Source organism: Pseudomonas sp. FSL W5-0299 (assembly GCF_005930655.1).
Classification (GTDB): domain Bacteria; phylum Pseudomonadota; class Gammaproteobacteria; order Pseudomonadales; family Pseudomonadaceae; genus Aquipseudomonas; species Aquipseudomonas mandelii.
Map to the genome: position 1 here is coordinate 1 of NZ_RXHX01000035.1, position 16,735 is coordinate 16,735.

The following is a 16,735-nucleotide window of genomic DNA, read 5'->3' on the forward strand; positions in this document are numbered from 1 at the left end:
GGACGCTTGGGGCGAGACTTTTTGGTTCCTTTTGTGGCGTTTGACAAAAGGGACTCGCCGTAAGGGCGAAACCATAAGTGGCCGTTACCGCACAAATGGATATGTACACCAGCGGGAGACTGGTCGGCTGTCAGGCCGTCATTGCGAGCAGGCTCACTCCCACAGTTGAAATGCGGACACCCGCAGAACCCAAGCCAATCTCCGACAATGAAACCAGCATTCAGCCCCTTGCCCCCCCGCCACAGCAGGCTAACATCAACAAAAGGAAAAATAGTCCCAATCCCCCTCAAGTTGAAGGACCCAACTACCGACACAGTACTAATAGGGCAAATACTCAAAACAACAGCATTTTCTGCCAAGCTGCAGGCAAAAAACCATGAGATTGAATGTCCCTTTGACTGCCATCACGGGATTGCCAATACTCATGGCAACTTGATGCTACCCGCACGGAACAAGGAATAACCCTTTGAAGCTGGAACTCAAGAACAGCTTGTCGGTGAAGTTGCTCCGGGTCGTGCTCCTGTCGGCATTGATCGTCGGCGTAGTCTTGAGCTGCGCGCAGATCGTTTTCGATGCCTATAAAACACGCCAGGCCGTGGCCAACGATGCACAACGCATCCTCGACATGTTCCGCGACCCCTCCACCCAGGCCGTCTACAGCCTGGATCGGGAAATGGGCATGCAGGTCATCGAAGGCCTGTTCCAGGACGAAGCCGTGCGCCAGGCCTCCATCGGCCATCCCAACGAAGCCATGCTCGCGCAAAAATCTCGTGAGTTGCACCATTCAAACAGCCGCTGGCTGACCGATCTCATTCTTGGCAAGGAACGCACCTTCACCACCCAACTGGTCGGCCGCGGCCCCTACAGCGAGTATTACGGCGATCTGAGCATCACCCTCGACACCGCCACCTACGGGCAGGGTTTCATCGTCAACTCGGTGATCATCTTCATTTCCGGCGTATTGCGCGCCCTCGCCATGGGCCTGGTGTTGTACCTGGTCTACCACTGGCTGCTGACCAAACCTCTGTCGCGCATCATCGAACACCTGACCGAAATCAATCCGGACCGCCCCAGCGAACACAAGATTCCACTGCTCAAGGGTCACGAAAAGAACGAACTGGGGATCTGGATCAACACCGCCAACCAGTTGCTCGAATCCATCGAACGCAACACCCACCTGCGCCACGAAGCGGAAAACAGCCTGCTGCGCATGGCCCAGTACGACTTCCTAACCGGTCTGCCGAACCGTCAGCAATTGCAGCAACAACTGGACAAGATCCTGGTTGACGCCGGCAAGTTGCAACGCCGGGTTGCGGTGCTGGTGGTGGGCCTGGACGACTTCAAAGGCATCAACGAACAGTTCAGCTATCAGACCGGCGACCAATTGCTGCTGGCCCTGGCCGATCGTCTGCGCGCTCACAGCGGTCGCCTCGGCGCCCTCGCTCGTCTCGGTGGTGACCAGTTCGCCCTGGTCCAGGCCGATATCGAACAACCTTACGAAGCCGCCGAACTGGCGCAAAGCATTCTCGATGATCTGGAAGCGGCGTTTGCCCTCGATCATCAGGAAATCCGCCTGCGCGCGACCATCGGCATCACCCTGTTTCCCGAGGATGGCGACAGCACCGAGAAACTGCTGCAAAAAGCCGAGCAGACCATGACGCTGGCGAAAACCCGCTCGCGCAACCGTTATCAGTTTTACATCGCCAGCGTCGACACCGAGATGCGTCGCCGTCGGGAACTGGAAAAAGACCTGCGTGACGCCCTGCGGCGGGACCAGTTCTACCTCGTCTACCAACCGCAGATCAGCTACCGCGATCACCGGGTGGTGGGTGTCGAGGCACTGATTCGCTGGCAGCATCCCGAACACGGTCTGGTGCCGCCGGACCTGTTCATCCCGCTCGCCGAGCAGAACGGCACCATCATCGCCATTGGCGAATGGGTACTGGATCAAGCCTGCAAGCAATTGCGCGAATGGCACGATCAGGGTTTCCCGGATCTGCGCATGGCGGTGAACCTGTCGACCGTGCAACTGCACCACGCCGAATTGCCGCGAGTGGTCAACAACCTGCTGCAGATGTACCGCCTTCCCCCTCGCAGCCTGGAGCTGGAAGTCACCGAAACCGGCCTGATGGAAGACATCAGCACCGCCGCCCAGCATCTGTTGAGCCTGCGCCGCTCCGGCGCATTGATTGCGATCGACGATTTCGGCACGGGTTATTCGTCCTTGAGCTACCTGAAAAGCCTGCCGCTGGACAAGATCAAGATCGACAAGAGCTTCGTGCAGGACCTGCTCGATGACGACGACGATGCCACCATCGTTCGGGCGATCATCCAGCTGGGCAAGAGCCTGGGCATGCAGGTGATTGCCGAAGGCGTGGAAACCGCCGAGCAAGAGGCCTACATCATCTCCGAAGGCTGCCACGAAGGTCAGGGCTACCACTACAGCAAACCGCTGCCGGCACGGGAATTGAGCGCCTACCTGAAACAGGCGCAGCGCAGTAACGCAGCCATTTTGTAGAGATCAAACAATCGCAGCCTCGTTCCACTCAACAGCTGCTACGGGTCCGTGTGCTTGTAGCCGCTGTCGAGTGAAACGGGGCTGCGATGTTTTTGATCCACGACACAACGCTTGTACGAATAAGAAATATTTCCAGCTACAACCCTTTACAGATAATGCGAAAGATTTGCATTATGTCGCAGTTTTGCGCACCCGCTGCGCCATACCCCCCTCTCGAAGCAGGATGTTCGCCATGATTCGTATGCCTCTGGCTACCGCCAGTCTGTTGGCCATCGCTATTTCCCTCGCCGGTTGTGGCGAAGGTAAAGACAAGAACGCCGCTACGCCGACGCCGGCCGCCAGCACCGCTGCGGCTCCAGCTGCCGCCCCGGCCGCTACCAGCAAAGTCGACGAAGCCGCCGCCAAAGCCGTTGTCGCGCACTACGCCGACATCGTCTACGCCGTTTACAGCGATGCCGAATCCACCGCGAAAACCCTGCAAACCGCCGTCGACGCCTTCCTCGCCAAGCCGAACGCCGACACCCTGAAAGCCGCCAAGGCTGCCTGGGTGGCTGCCCGCGTTCCTTATCTGCAGAGCGAAGTGTTCCGCTTCGGCAACACCATCATCGACGACTGGGAAGGTCAGGTGAACGCCTGGCCACTGGACGAAGGCCTGATCGACTACGTCGACAAATCCTACGAACACGCACTGGGTAACCCGGGCGCCACAGCCAACATCATCGCCAACACTCAGGTGCAGGTCGGCGAAGACAAGATCGACGTCAAAGACATCACCCCGGAAAAACTCGCCAGCCTGAACGAACTGGGCGGTTCGGAGGCCAACGTCGCCACCGGCTACCACGCCATCGAATTCCTGCTTTGGGGCCAGGACCTGAACGGCACCGGCCCTGGCGCCGGCAACCGTCCAGCCTCCGACTACCTGGAAGGCAAAGGCGCCACTGGCGGTCACAACGATCGTCGCCGCGCTTACCTGAAGTCCGTGACCCAGCTGCTGGTCAGCGACCTGGAAGAAATGGTCGGTAACTGGAAGCCGAACGTGGCCGACAACTACCGCGCCACCCTGGAAGCGGAACCGGTTGATTCGGGCCTGCGCAAAATGCTGTTCGGCATGGGCAGCCTGTCCCTGGGCGAACTGGCGGGCGAGCGCATGAAGGTTTCCCTGGAAGCCAACTCCCCTGAAGACGAACACGATTGCTTCAGCGACAACACCCATAACTCGCAGTTCTACGATGCCAAGGGTATCCGCAACGTGTACCTGGGCGAATACACCCGCGCAGACGGCACCAAAATGACCGGCGCCAGCCTGTCGTCCCTGGTGGCCAAAGCCGACCCGGCTGCCGACACCGCGCTGAAAGCCGACCTGGCTGCAACCGAAGCCAAGATGCAGGTCATCGTCGATCACGCCAACAAGGGTGAGCACTACGACCAGCTGATCGCCGCCGGTAATACCACTGGCAACCAGATCGTGCGCGACGCCATCGCCGCCCTGGTCAAGCAGACCGGTTCGATCGAAGCCGCCGCTGGCAAACTGGGTATCAGCGACCTGAACCCGGACAACGCTGATCACGAATTCTGATCAACGCTGGCTGAGTGACTAAAGAGGCGACCTTCGGGTCGCCTTTTTCATGCCTGCCAGACACGGACCACTGTAGGAGCGAGCCTGCTTGTGATGGCGCCGTGTCAGTCACCCTCCATGTTGAATTCAATACCGCCTTCGCGGGCAAGCCTCGCTCCTACAGGGTCTGCGCTGAACCCGTGGGAGCGAGCCTGCTTGCGAAGGCGCCGTGTCAGTCACCCTCCATGTTGAATTCAATACCGCCTTCGCGGGCAAGCCTCGCTCCTACAGGGTCTGCGCTGAACCTGTGGGAGCGAGCCTGCTTGTGATGGCGCCGTGTCAGTCACCCTCCATGTTGAATTCAATACCGCCTTCGCGGGCAAGCCTCGCTCCTACAGGGGCTGCGCTGAACCCGTGGGAGCGAGGCTGATTGCGATGGCGGCGCCTCGGTCCCCTGTGAAAACCTGCCCCACATCAACCAAACGATAATTCCTCTTATTCAAACTCCCTTGCCCTGTTAGACTTTGCGCCCTTGTTTTGCTCGTCTTGCAGGATGTCTGATGCCCTCGCTGCTTCTTCGCTTGTCCGCACTGTTTCTGGCCCTGGGCCTGAGTGCCTGCGATGACGCCCCGCGTTTTACCAAGGCCGAACCCGGTGAAGCCCGGTCCGGTGGCGCGGCGACCGTGCGCAAGACCGATCAAAATGCGTTCTCCCTGCCCTCCGCGAACCTGTCGCCGTCACGGCGCGTGGATTTCAGCGTCGGCAACAGTTTCTTCCGCAACCCTTGGGTGATCGCCCCTTCGACCACCACCGCCCGGGACGGCCTCGGCCCGCTGTTCAATACCAACGCCTGTCAGGGCTGTCACATCAAGGACGGTCGCGGTCATCCGCCGACGCCCGATGCGGCGAACGCGGTATCGATGCTGGTGCGCCTGTCGATCCCGAATGCACCGGCCTATGCCAACGTCATCGAGCAGCTCGGCGTGGTCCCGGAGCCGGTCTACGGCGGCCAGTTCCAGGACATGGCCATACCCGGCGTGACCCCGGAGGGCAAAGTGCGGGTCGATTACACCCCCGTTCCGGTCCACTTCAAGGACGGCACCGAAATTGAGTTGCGCAAGCCCAGCCTGAACATCACCCAACTGGGTTACGGCCCGATGCACCCCGACACCCGTTTCTCGGCACGCGTTGCCCCGCCAATGATTGGCCTGGGCTTGCTCGAAGCCATCCCCGACGAAGCGATCCTGGCCAACGCCGAGGCTCAGGCCAAGGACAAAAACGGCATCGCCGGGCGACCGAACCGGGTCTGGGACGACGTGCAGCAGAAGACCGTTCTCGGCCGCTTTGGCTGGAAGGCCGGGCAACCGAACCTCAATCAACAGAACGTTCACGCGTTCTCCGGTGACATGGGCCTGACCACCAGCCTGCGCCCCTTCGACGACTGCACCGAGGCGCAAACAGCCTGCAAACAGGCGCCGACCGGCAACGGCCCGAATGGCGAGCCGGAAGTCAGCGATAACATCCTGCGCCTGGTGCTGTTTTACAGCCGCAACCTGGCTGTACCGGCTCGTCGCGACGTCAATGCGCCCGAAGTGCTGGCCGGCAAGAACCTGTTTTTCCAGGCCGGATGCCAGTCCTGTCACACACCGAAATACACCACCGCCGCCAACGCCGCCGAACCTGAACTGGCCAATCAAGTGATTCGCCCTTACAGCGATCTGCTGCTGCACGACATGGGCGACGGCCTGGCCGACAACCGCAGCGAATTCCAGGCCAGTGGCCGCGACTGGCGCACCCCGCCGTTGTGGGGCATCGGCCTGACGCAAGCGGTCAGTGGCCACACCCAGTTCTTGCATGACGGCCGCGCGCGCAATCTGCTCGAAGCCGTGCTCTGGCATGGCGGCGAAGCGAAAGCGGCCCAGCAACAGGTTTTGTCTTTCAATGCCGAGCAGCGCGCTGCGTTGCTGGCGTTTTTGAATTCCCTTTAATACGTATTCCATAGCGGGAGCCCGACATGTTCCGTCCCAAATTGTTGTTCACCAGCCTCGCAGCACTCGCCCTCGGCGCTTGCTCGCCACAGGACCCGCAAGCCGTCACCTCGGCCGCCATCGCCAAATCGGTGATTCTGCCAACGTACACCCGCTGGGTTGAAGCCGACCGCCAATTGGCCGTCAGCGCCCTCGCCTACTGCGAAGGCAAGGAAAACCTCGACACCGCCCGTGCCGACTTCCTGCACGCGCAGAAAGCCTGGGCCGAGCTGCAACCGCTGCTGATCGGGCCGCTGGCCGAAGGCAATCGCGCCTGGCAGGTGCAGTTCTGGCCGGACAAGAAAAACCTGGTCGGCCGTCAGGTCGAGCAATTGGTCACCGCGCAGCCGCAGATCGATGCCGCCGCCCTGGCCAAATCCAGCGTCGTGGTTCAAGGCCTCTCGGCCTATGAATACATCCTGTTCGACAGCAAGCCGGACGTGGCCAACGACGCGCAAAAAGCCAAGTACTGCCCACTGTTGAAGGCGATTGGCGAGCGTCAAAAACTGCTGGCCGAAGAGATTCTGCAAAGCTGGAACAACACCGACGGCATGCTCGCGCAGATGAGCAAGTTCCCGAACCAGCGCTACGCCGACTCCCACGAAGCCATCGCCGACCTGCTGCGCGTCCAGGTCACCGCCCTCGACACCTTGAAGAAAAAACTCGGTACGCCGATGGGCCGCCAGAGCAAGGGCGTGCCGCAACCGTTCCAGGCCGATGCCTGGCGCAGCCAGTCGTCCCTGGCCGGCCTTGAAGCCAGTCTCGCCGCCGCCAAAACCGTGTGGGAAGGCGTCGACAACAAAGGCCTGCGCGGCCTTTTGCCGAGTGAGCAAAAACCGTTGGCCGACAAGATCGACGCCGCTTACGCCGCGTCCCTGAAACTGTTCGCCAGCAACCAGCGTTCGCTGACCGAGATGCTCAACGACGATGCCGGCCGCCAGCAACTCAACGATATCTACGACAGCCTCAACGTCGTCCATCGCCTGCACGAAGGCGAACTGGCCAAGGCGCTGGGCATCCAACTGGGCTTCAACGCCAACGACGGTGACTGATGAGGGCGAGTGCCATGCTGCGACGTCAGGCTCTGACTTTAGGTAGTTTGCTGCTGGGAGCAGTGACACTGGGCGGCTGGACGCTGTTCAAACAAAAGGACAAGAGCCCACTGCTGCTTTCGGCGCGGGACGATGGCGACGGCAAGCATTACGCCGTCGGTTATCGGCTGGACGGCACCCGGGTGTTCGCCACCCAGGTCGGGCAGCGTTGCCACGACATCATCAACCACCCGACGCTGCCGATTGCGCTGTTCGTCGCACGACGTCCGGGCACCGAAAGCTATCTGATCGACCTGCGCAACGGCGCGCTGCTGCAAACCGTGGCCTCGCTGCCCAACCGGCACTTCTACGGGCACGCGGTGATTCACAAGAGCGGCGACTGGCTGTACGCCACCGAAAACGACACCTCCGATCCGGGTCGCGGACTGTTGGGTGTGTATAAGTTCGAAGGTGAACGGCTGGTGCACAGCGGCGAGATTTCCACCCATGGCATCGGCCCCCATCAGGTGTCGTGGATGCCAGACGGCGAGACGCTGGTGGTGGCCAACGGCGGCATTCGCACCGAGGCTGAAAGCCGGGTCGAGATGAACCTCAACGCCATGGAGCCGAGCCTGGTATTGATGCAACGCGACGGCACCCTGCTGAGCAAGGAAACCCTCGCCCAGCAGATGAACAGCGTGCGTCACCTGGGGATCGCCAGCGATGGCACCATCGTCGCCGGCCAGCAATTCATGGGGCCGTCCCACGAGTCCTCAGAGTTGCTGGCGATCAAGCGTCCGGGCCAACCGTTCGTGGCGTTTGCGGTGCCTGAACATCAGTTGCAGGCGATGGGGCATTACACCGCCAGCGTGGCGGTCCACAGTGACTTGCGATTGGTCGCGTTGACTGCGCCGCGCGGCAACCGCTTTTTCATCTGGGACCTGGACAGCGGTGAAGTGCGCCTGGATGCGCCGCTTCCCGATTGCGCCGGGGTTGGCGCCGTCGCCGACGGGTTTGTCGTGACCTCGGGTCAGGGCCGCTGCCGGTATTACGATTGCCGTCAGACAACGCTGGTTGCAAAACCATTGGAGCTTCCGGCGGGGCTTTGGGATAACCACCTTCACCTCATCTGAGCCCGTTTCCTGTGGCGAGGGAGCTTGCTCCCGCTGGGCTGCGAAGCGGCCCCAAAATGGGACTGCTGCGCAGTCCAGCGGGAGCAAGCTCCCTCGCCACAGGTTATTCATCGTTCGTTAGTCCCCTTGAGTGACAGGCGCTCGAAGGCCTCGCCTGTAATTTCTTCCAGTTGGAATCACCCTGCGACTCAGATAATGTGCCCCACTGTCTCACCTGATTTTCTCCAAGGAAGTGGAAATATGCTGCGTCGCCGCATGCTGATCATGTTGGGTGTTGTTCTGCTGATCGTGCTGATCCTGGCCGGTTATAAAGCCTTCTCCATCTACACGATGATTCAAGGCTTTTCCGCGCCGAAACCGCCGATCAGTGTCGCCGCGACCACTGCCGTGGAACGTCCGTGGCAAGCTCGCCTGCCAAGCGTCGGCACCCTCAAGGCGCTGCAAGGCGTGGACCTGAGCCTGGAGACCGACGGCACCGTCATCGATTTGCAGTTCGAGTCAGGCCAGAAGGTCAAGGCCGGCCAACCGCTGCTTCTGCTTGATAGCGTGGTAGAAACCGCCCTGCTCGAAACCGCTCAAGCCGACCTGGGGCTGGCGCAGCTCGATTACGGTCGCGGCAGCCAATTGGTGGGCAGCCAGGCCATTTCCAAAGGCGAGTTTGACCGGCTCTCGGCGATATTGAAAAAGAGCCGGGCCACGGTGAATCAGCTCAAGGCGGCGCTGGCCAAAAAACGCTTGCTCGCACCGTTCAGCGGGACCATCGGTATTCGTCAGGTGGACATCGGTGACTATCTCGCCAGCGGCACCATGATCGCCACCCTGCAAGACCTCAGCAGCCTCTACGTCGACTTTTTCGTGCCCGAGCAGTCGGTGCCGAAGATCGGCGTCGGCCAGTCGGTGCAGATCATTGTCTCGGCCTACCCGACACAGACCTTCCCCGGCACCATCAGCGCGATCAACCCGAAAGTCGAAAACAGCACCCGCAATGTTCAGGTCCGCGCGACCCTGGCCAACCCCGACGGCAATCTGCTGCCGGGCATGTACGCCAGCCTGCAGGTGATGCTGCCCGACCCGCAGCCGCGCATCGTCGTGCCGCAAAGCGCGATCACGTACACGCTGTACGGCAACTCGCTCTACGTCGTCGCGCAGAAAAAAGCCGAAGACGGCAGCCTCGAAAAAGACGACAAGGGCCAGCCGATCCTGATCGCCGAACGGCGTTTCATCGAAACCGGCGAGCGCCGCGACGGGCTGGTGGTGATTACCAAAGGCTTGCAGAACGGCGAAAAAGTGGTCACGGCCGGTCAGATCAAACTGGACAACGGCGCACACATTGCCATCAGCGACGACAAGACCCTGACCGATAAGAACAGTCAGCCACGTACTGACTGATCAAGGAATCCTCATGGCTTTTACCGATCCGTTCATCCGCCGCCCGGTGCTCGCCACCGTGGTCAGCCTGTTGATTGTGCTGCTGGGCTTCCAGGCCTGGAGCAAGCTGCCGCTGCGCCAATACCCGCAAATGGAAAACGCCCTGATCACGGTCACCACGGCGTACCCCGGGGCCAACGCCGAAACCATCCAGGGCTACATCACCCAACCGATGCAGCAAAGCCTGGCCAGCGCCGAGGGCATCGACTACATGACCTCGGTCAGTCGCCAGAACTTCTCGGTGATCTCGATCTACGCGCGCATCGGCTCCAACAGCGACCGCCTGTTCACCGAGCTGCTGGCCAAGGCAAACGAGGTGAAGAACCGGCTGCCCCAAGACGCCGAAGACCCGGTGCTGAGCAAGGAAGCCGCCGACGCCTCGGCCCTCATGTACATCAGTTTCTTCAGCAAGGAGCTGAGCAACCCGCAGATTACCGATTACCTGTCGCGGGTCATCCAGCCAAAACTGGCGACCCTGCCGGGCATGGCCGAAGCCGAGATTCTTGGCAATCAAGTATTCGCCATGCGCCTGTGGCTGGACCCGGTAAAGCTGGCCGGTTTCGGCCTGGCCGCCAGCGATGTGACCAACGCGGTGCGCCAGTACAACTTCCTCTCTGCGGCCGGTGAAGTGAAAGGCGAGTACGTCGTCACCAGCATCAATGCCAACACCGAACTCAAGTCCGCTGAAGCGTTCGCTGCGATTCCGCTCAAGGTCGAGGGTGACAGCCGGGTGCTGCTCAGCGATGTGGCGCGGGTTGAGATGGGCGCGGAAAACTACGACTCGATCAGTTCGTTCGGTGGCACTCCCTCGGTGTACATCGGCATCAAGGCCACGCCGGGCGCCAACCCGCTGGACGTGATCAAGGAAGTGCGCAAGATCATGCCGGAGCTGGAAGCCCAGTTGCCGCCGAACCTCAAAGGAGAAATCGCTTACGACGCCACGCTGTTCATCCAGGCCTCAATCGATGAAGTGGTGAAAACCCTCTTCGAAGCCGTGCTGATCGTGATCGTGGTGGTGTTTCTGTTTCTCGGGGCGCTGCGTTCGGTGGTGATCCCGGTGGTCACCATTCCGCTGTCGATGATCGGCGTGATGTTCTTCATGCAGATGATGGGCTACTCGATCAACCTGCTGACACTGCTGGCGATGGTGCTGGCGATCGGGTTGGTGGTGGACGATGCCATTGTGGTGGTGGAGAACATTCACCGACACATCGAGGAAGGCAAGAAGCCGCTGGATGCGGCCATCGAAGGCGCCCGGGAAATCGCCATGCCGGTGGTCTCGATGACCATCACCCTGGCGGCAGTCTATGCGCCCATCGGTTTTCTGACCGGGCTCACGGGGGCGCTGTTCAAGGAGTTCGCCCTGACGCTGGCCGGTGCGGTGGTGATTTCCGGCGTGGTCGCGTTGACCCTGTCGCCGATGATGTGTGCCTTGCTCCTGCGCCACGACGAAAATCCCAGCGGCCTCGCGCACCGCCTGGACCTGATTTTTGAAGGCCTCAAGCGCCGATACCAAAGCATGCTCCACGGCACCCTCAACACCCGGCCGGTGGTCCTGGTGTTTGCGGTGATTGTGCTGTGCCTGATTCCGGTGCTGCTCAAGTTCACCAAGTCGGAACTGGCGCCCGACGAAGATCAGGGCATCATTTTCATGCTGGCCAACGCCCCGCAACCGGCCAACCTCGATTACCTGAACACTTACACTGACGAATTCATCACGATCTTCAAGGAGTTTCCCGAGTACTACTCTTCGTTCCAGATCAATGGATTCAACGGCGTGCAATCGGGGATTGGCGGTTTCCTGCTCAAACCGTGGAATGAACGCGACCGCACGCAGATGGCCATCCTGCCCGAGGTCCAGCGCAAACTGGAGGGCATTGCCGGACTGCAGGTCTTCGGCTTCAACCTGCCCTCGTTGCCCGGCACGGGTGAAGGGTTGCCGTTTCAGTTCGTCATCAACACGGCCAACGATTACGAAGCGCTGCTGCAAGTGATGGACCGGGTGAAAAAACGGGCGATGGAGTCCGGCAAGTTCGCCTTTGTCGATGTCGACCTGGCCTTCGACAAACCCGAAGTCGTCGTGGACATCGATCGCGCCAAGGCCGCGCAGATGGGCGTGTCCATGCAGGACCTGGGCGGAACACTGGCCACATTGCTGGGACAGGCGGAAATCAACCGCTTCACCATTGAGGGTCGTAGCTACAAGGTCATCGCTCAGGTCGAACGACCGTTCCGCGACAACCCGGACTGGTTGAACAACTACTACGTGAAAAACAACCAAGGCCAACTGCTGGCCCTGTCGACCCTGATCACCGTCAGCGATCGGGCGCGTCCACGGCAGTTGAACCAGTTCCAGCAGCTCAACTCGGCCATCCTGTCAGGTGTGCCGCTGGTCAGCATGGGCGAAGCCATCGATGTCGTGCGCCAGATTACGCTGGAAGAAGCGCCGGCCGGTTTTGCCATGGATTACGCCGGCGCCTCGCGCCAATATGTCCAGGAAGGCAGCGCGCTGTGGGTGACCTTCGCCCTGGCGCTGGCGATCATTTTCCTGGTCCTCGCGGCCCAGTTCGAGAGCTTCCGTGACCCGCTGGTGATTCTGGTGACAGTGCCGCTGTCGATCTGTGGCGCGTTGATTCCACTGTTCCTGGGTTGGTCGAGCATGAACATTTATACCCAAGTGGGCCTGGTGACCTTGATCGGCCTGATCACCAAGCACGGGATCCTGATCGTCGAGTTCGCCAACCAGCTGCGCAGAGAGAAAGGCCTGACACCTCGCGAAGCTGTGGAAGAAGCTGCTGCAATCCGGCTGCGCCCGGTGTTGATGACCACGGCGGCGATGGTATTCGGCATGGTGCCATTGATCATCGCCACGGGCGCGGGCGCGGTCAGCCGGTTTGATATCGGCATGGTGATCGCAACCGGAATGTCGATCGGGACGTTATTTACGCTGTTCGTGTTGCCGTGCATCTACACCCTGCTGGCCAAACCCGACGCAAAAGAACACTCATAATCCATTTGGGAGCGAGCCTGCTCGCGATGGCGGTGTGTCAGGCATCTCAATGTTGACTATGCCGCCGTCATCGCGAGCAGGCTCCATCCCACCTTGGGCCATGCACGGCTTGAAATTCGGCACAAAAAAAGGCCTCGCATTGGCGAGGCCTTTTATTTTGGCTTCAATCTGTTCAACTCTGCGGCCTCATTCCTTGAGAAAGTCCGAACATGAACAGCAATAAATCATGATCGGGTTGAGATGCCACAGATGCCTTGGCAACCCGTGGCAACGGACAGTGCGCGTCACCGTTCACTGAACTGAGAACTTGCGTGCGGGGCTGCTCCCACGCCGCCACCGCCAATGAAGCAACTGCCAAGGCTCCTATCAGAAACACACCTCGTGCAATTTCTAGTTTCATTGCTATAAACCTTTGATAGCGCTGCCAAACGCCGTCTCATAAAAGTAGACGAGTTTGCGCCAGTCCGCCGTGCTGAACGACGAGTGGCGACGCAGCTGCTTCATGTCGTGAGCCGCCGCCCGATAGGCGGTCAAGCGCTGCCGGCATTTCTCCAGGTCGATCAAGGCGATTTCGACCTTGGCCGACTCGCCTTCACCGGTCACCCGTACGAATACGTGCTTGATGTAAATGCAACTGTGCTGCCAACGGCCCTTGTGCATGCGGGCCAGGTTTTCGGCCAGGTCCTTCAAGACTCGGTCATGCACCGCCTCGCCGTGACGCTCGCGACCGCCGCCGGCGTACCAGTGTTCGATTTCCTCGAAGCCGTCCAGCGACTTGGTCACCAGCAATGCGCGCCATTTGTGCACGGGGTCGCGCTGTGCGCCGCAGAAAACGATTTCCGGAACTCCCACCCCAAGCGCGCGCAGGCCAATGAGCGCATCACGCTCGCGCAACACGGTCGGACGACCGAAGGGGTGCAACCAGCTGCGATAGATATGCCCGGTCTGTCGCTTGGCGTAGAGCAGCTGACCATCGTTGCCCATGACCCGCTGCACGCCACTTTCTCCACCGCGACGGACGTTAGGTTCTTCTACCCATTCACCGCGCTGATTCCAGAAATAGTCGAAGCGGTCCTGAGAGGCGACGTCCGTCTCTGCTGCACATTGCACTGCCATCCTGTTACCTCTTGCGTAATACGTAAACTCGCCACATGGCATAGAGCGGTAAAAAGTCCAATCGTTCCTGAATACGGAACCCCGCTTGTTCAAACTCTTTTTCTACCGTGGCCGCCGGTAACACAAACCGGTTTTGGTAACCTTCCTGCCCACGCCGTTTCTCTGAGCGCTTGCGTTTCCAGGCCTTGAAATTGCCGTCCACCCACAACGAAAGGATCACGCTGTCACGCGTGACTCGTTCAAATTCGCGCAGAATGGCCAGTCGATGCTCGGCTTCACCGATGTGATGCAGCAAACGCATGCAGAAAATGCTGTCGACAGCGTTGTCGGGCAAAGCAATGTCGAATGCGGAAGTGTGCAAGGGTTGTACCCGTTTCACCACGTCAGCCGGTTGCGCCTGGGTTGCAATCTTCAACATTGACTCGGAGTTGTCGGCCCCGATGATCGCTCGATTGGCTTTCTCCGCCAGCATTGGCCAAAAACGCCCTGCCCCGCACGGCAAATCGAGGACCAGCCCTGGCTCACCGACCAGCTTCAGCGCCTTTCGCGCCAACTGCACGTCACGCCAGTGGGATAGCTTACGACCAAGACCATCCTGGTGCTTCTGCAAATACCTTTGTGCATGTTGATCGTCGTACTTCTCGGAAAAATCGAGTTTGATCGGGCCGTCCATCATTAAGGTCTCCTGAACTTCTGATGACGCCCACCTTAGGTAGCGTAGTGTCGGTGTCAGGTCATACCTTTGTGAAAAAATTGTTAAGGAAATGTTGAATCATTACAAGATTTTTCAAGTTGACCACCATGGCTCGGAGCCCCGACTGCTCAAGCAACCGCTAGCTTTGGCTCAATTGCACCTGAAAACGACAGCCATTAGGTTCCATATTGGTCAAGCTGACGCTCCAGCCCTGGTTCTCGCAAATCCGCTGCACCAGCGATAACCCCAGTCCCAGGCCTTCGCCGCGCTTTTCACTGCCGCGAACGAAAGGTTCGAACATTGCCTCGCGTTTTTCCTCGGGAATGCCCACACCGCTGTCCTCGACCGTGAAACCTGTGGCCGTGAGGGTCAAACGGATGAACCCGCGCTCGGTGTAATGCAGCGCGTTACGCAACAGGTTGCCCATGACGGCGTGCAAGAGGGTTGCGTTGTAACAGGTGTCCAGTGGATTACCCGGTTCGAAGATCAGGCTCAGCCCCTTGGCTTCAATCGGCTCGCGCCACTGGTTGAGCAGCCCGTCGGCGACCTGGCTCAACGTCTGCTGCGGCGAGATGCTCGCGTCTTCTCGCTGGGCCCGGGCCAACATCAGGAACGTTTGCACCAGCTCGCGCATCTCGGCGCACGCGCGGGCAATTCGCTCGACCTGCGCATGACCGCGCTGGTCGATACCGGGGTTTTCCAACAGCAGCTCACAGGAACTGGCAAGTACCATCAAAGGCGTGCGCAGTTCGTGGCTGACGTCACTGGTAAACAATCGCTCACGGGTCAATGCCTGGCGCAGCCGACCAAGGGTGGCGTCGAAGGCAACCGCGAGCTCGCCCACTTCGTCAGCGGCATAATCGGGTGCCAAGGGTGGCGCCAGCCCCAGCAATTGATCGCGATGACGCACCTGGCGGGCGAGTCGCACCACCGGCGCCATCACTTTGCGCGCCAGGACCCAACCGAGAAAGACTGCCAGCGCCAGGCTCAGTACGAAGCCCACCAGCACCACGGCAAACAGCACTCGCTCACGCTCTTCGAAATCGCTTTGATCCTGCAGCAGTACGTAATGCCGGCCATCGACCACTTCAACCATCGCGTGATACGACAGCTGCTCGCGAAAGACCTCGTGGAAACCGGGCTCCAGATGCCGTAAATCCTTGGGCAACTCGAAGTCCCCCGGCCCACCGCTGAAATAGAACAGCTGGTCCGGCTCGGGGCGATGGCTCCAGTCAGAGACGCTGTCCATCAGCAGGAGCCGTTGAAGATCGCCACCCAGCCCGGCTGAAATCAACTTTTCTTCCACCAGGTGCACGGTCGCCACAATGCCCATGGCGAAGGCGCCTGCCACCAATGCACTCATCAGCGCAAAGGCGATGATGATCCGTTGAGCGAGGCTCTGCTTAAACTCCATCGCGACTCTCGGCCAAGCGATAACCCACACCGTGCACAGTTTGCAGCAAGGGCTTGGCGAAGGGCTTGTCGATCACCTGGCGCAGTTGATGGACGTGGCTGCGCAGGCTGTCGCTGTCCGGGCAGTCATCACCCCAGAGGGCTTCTTCGAGAATTTCGCGGCGCAGAACATGCGGGCTTTTCTGCATCAGCACGGCCAGCAACTTGAGGCCGACCGGGTTGAGCTTGAGCAGGCGACCTTCGCGGGTCACCTCCAGGGTATCGAGGTCGTAGCTCAGATCACCCACCTGCAAGGCGCGTCGACCGCCACCCTGGGCACGACGCATGACCGCTTCGATACGCGCCGCCAGTTCGGACAGGGCGAACGGTTTGATCAGGTAGTCATCGGCACCGGACTTGAAGCCCTGCAGCCGGTCATCCAGCTGATCGCGCGCGGTGAGCATGATCACCGGCGTGTCGCGGCGGGCGTCTTCGCGCAGGCGTTTGCACAGCGTATAGCCGTCAATGCCGGGCAACATGATGTCGAGCACGATCAAGTCATAGTGCTCGGTGGCCGCCAGGTGCAGGCCTGACAAACCGTCCTGCGCGCAATCCACGGTGTAGCCTTTGAGCCCCAGGTAATCGGCCAGATTGGCCAGGATATCGCGGTTGTCTTCAACCAATAGAATTCGCATGGGCACCTCCTCCGCACACAGTAACGGCCGTCATGGCCCGCGCAGCTTAAGGCCAAGTGTGGCTCAGGGCTAGGACTGCGTGCAGTTGTCAATCCGATAGAAAAACCGATGAAGGCTTAACAAGTTTTTCACTATC

General features: G+C 60.1%; 12 protein-coding genes. 7 read left to right on the forward strand and 5 right to left on the reverse strand.

Annotated features, from left to right (window positions below; translation table 11 throughout):
• Nucleotides 1–466: 466 nt before the first annotated feature.
• From FHL16_RS27625 to FHL16_RS27660, 7 genes are all read left to right on the forward strand, one after another.
• Nucleotides 467–2,518 carry a putative bifunctional diguanylate cyclase/phosphodiesterase gene (locus FHL16_RS27625; protein ID WP_010457618.1) on the forward strand — a complete coding sequence of 684 codons (2,052 nt, stop codon included), beginning with the start codon at nt 467–469 and terminating at the stop codon, nt 2,516–2,518.
• Nucleotides 2,519–2,750: 232 nt separating this feature from the next.
• The gene (locus FHL16_RS27630; protein ID WP_077749878.1) at nt 2,751–4,094 is read left to right on the forward strand and encodes an imelysin family protein; all 1,344 of its coding nucleotides are present in this window, start codon (nt 2,751–2,753) and stop codon (nt 4,092–4,094) included.
• A 539-nt stretch (nt 4,095–4,633) separates the two neighbouring features.
• Entirely contained in the window at nt 4,634–6,061 is a 1,428-nt protein-coding gene (locus FHL16_RS27635; RefSeq protein ID WP_077749879.1) for a di-heme oxidoreductase family protein, read from the forward strand.
• Between the two features lie 26 nt (nt 6,062–6,087).
• Nucleotides 6,088–7,152 carry an imelysin family protein gene (locus FHL16_RS27640; RefSeq protein ID WP_077749880.1) on the forward strand — a complete coding sequence of 355 codons (1,065 nt, stop codon included), beginning with the start codon at nt 6,088–6,090 and terminating at the stop codon, nt 7,150–7,152.
• A 14-nt stretch (nt 7,153–7,166) separates the two neighbouring features.
• The gene (locus FHL16_RS27645) at nt 7,167–8,264 is read left to right on the forward strand and encodes a DUF1513 domain-containing protein (RefSeq protein WP_077749881.1); all 1,098 of its coding nucleotides are present in this window, start codon (nt 7,167–7,169) and stop codon (nt 8,262–8,264) included.
• A gap of 240 nt (nt 8,265–8,504) precedes the next feature.
• Entirely contained in the window at nt 8,505–9,653 is a 1,149-nt protein-coding gene (locus FHL16_RS27655) for an efflux RND transporter periplasmic adaptor subunit (RefSeq protein ID WP_010457626.1), read from the forward strand.
• A 13-nt stretch (nt 9,654–9,666) separates the two neighbouring features.
• Nucleotides 9,667–12,702: a multidrug efflux RND transporter permease subunit gene (locus FHL16_RS27660; RefSeq protein ID WP_010457628.1), complete on the forward strand. Its 3,036-nt coding sequence runs from the start codon at nt 9,667–9,669 to the stop codon at nt 12,700–12,702.
• Between the two features lie 172 nt (nt 12,703–12,874).
• On the opposite strand, the gene FHL16_RS27665 is transcribed toward FHL16_RS27660, so the two are convergent.
• The 5 genes from FHL16_RS27665 to colR form a co-directional block, all read right to left on the reverse strand.
• Nucleotides 12,875–13,102: a hypothetical protein gene (locus tag FHL16_RS27665; protein ID WP_077749882.1), complete on the reverse strand. Its 228-nt coding sequence runs from the start codon at nt 13,100–13,102 to the stop codon at nt 12,875–12,877.
• Between the two features lie 2 nt (nt 13,103–13,104).
• On the reverse strand, nt 13,105–13,818 hold the full coding sequence (locus tag FHL16_RS27670) for a lipopolysaccharide kinase InaA family protein (RefSeq protein WP_077749883.1): 714 nt from the start codon (nt 13,816–13,818) through the stop codon (nt 13,105–13,107).
• A gap of 4 nt (nt 13,819–13,822) precedes the next feature.
• Nucleotides 13,823–14,491, reverse strand: a complete 669-nt coding sequence (locus FHL16_RS27675; protein ID WP_077749907.1) for a class I SAM-dependent methyltransferase — start codon at nt 14,489–14,491, stop codon at nt 13,823–13,825.
• 160 nt (nt 14,492–14,651) lie between these two features.
• Nucleotides 14,652–15,926 (reverse strand): sensor histidine kinase, encoded by a 1,275-nt coding sequence (locus FHL16_RS27680; RefSeq protein ID WP_077749884.1) that lies wholly within the window; start codon nt 15,924–15,926, stop codon nt 14,652–14,654.
• Nucleotides 15,916–16,599 (reverse strand): two-component system response regulator ColR, encoded by a 684-nt coding sequence (colR, locus tag FHL16_RS27685; protein ID WP_010457636.1) that lies wholly within the window; start codon nt 16,597–16,599, stop codon nt 15,916–15,918. The genes FHL16_RS27680 and colR overlap by 11 nt, the downstream gene beginning before the upstream one ends.
• Nucleotides 16,600–16,735: the final 136 nt, after the last annotated feature.

Coding starts and splice junctions, on each gene's coding strand:
- FHL16_RS27630 (WP_077749878.1), top strand. CDS start 2,751: ATGATTCGTATGCCTCTGGCTACCGCCAGTCTGTTGGCCATCGCTATT.
- FHL16_RS27635 (WP_077749879.1), top strand. CDS start 4,634: ATGCCCTCGCTGCTTCTTCGCTTGTCCGCACTGTTTCTGGCCCTGGGC.
- FHL16_RS27640 (WP_077749880.1), top strand. CDS start 6,088: ATGTTCCGTCCCAAATTGTTGTTCACCAGCCTCGCAGCACTCGCCCTC.
- FHL16_RS27645 (WP_077749881.1), top strand. CDS start 7,167: ATGCTGCGACGTCAGGCTCTGACTTTAGGTAGTTTGCTGCTGGGAGCA.
- FHL16_RS27655 (WP_010457626.1), top strand. CDS start 8,505: ATGCTGCGTCGCCGCATGCTGATCATGTTGGGTGTTGTTCTGCTGATC.
- FHL16_RS27660 (WP_010457628.1), top strand. CDS start 9,667: ATGGCTTTTACCGATCCGTTCATCCGCCGCCCGGTGCTCGCCACCGTG.
- FHL16_RS27665 (WP_077749882.1), bottom strand. CDS start 13,102: ATGAAACTAGAAATTGCACGAGGTGTGTTTCTGATAGGAGCCTTGGCA.
- FHL16_RS27670 (WP_077749883.1), bottom strand. CDS start 13,818: ATGGCAGTGCAATGTGCAGCAGAGACGGACGTCGCCTCTCAGGACCGC.
- FHL16_RS27675 (WP_077749907.1), bottom strand. CDS start 14,491: ATGGACGGCCCGATCAAACTCGATTTTTCCGAGAAGTACGACGATCAA.
- FHL16_RS27680 (WP_077749884.1), bottom strand. CDS start 15,926: ATGGAGTTTAAGCAGAGCCTCGCTCAACGGATCATCATCGCCTTTGCG.
- colR (WP_010457636.1), bottom strand. CDS start 16,599: ATGCGAATTCTATTGGTTGAAGACAACCGCGATATCCTGGCCAATCTG.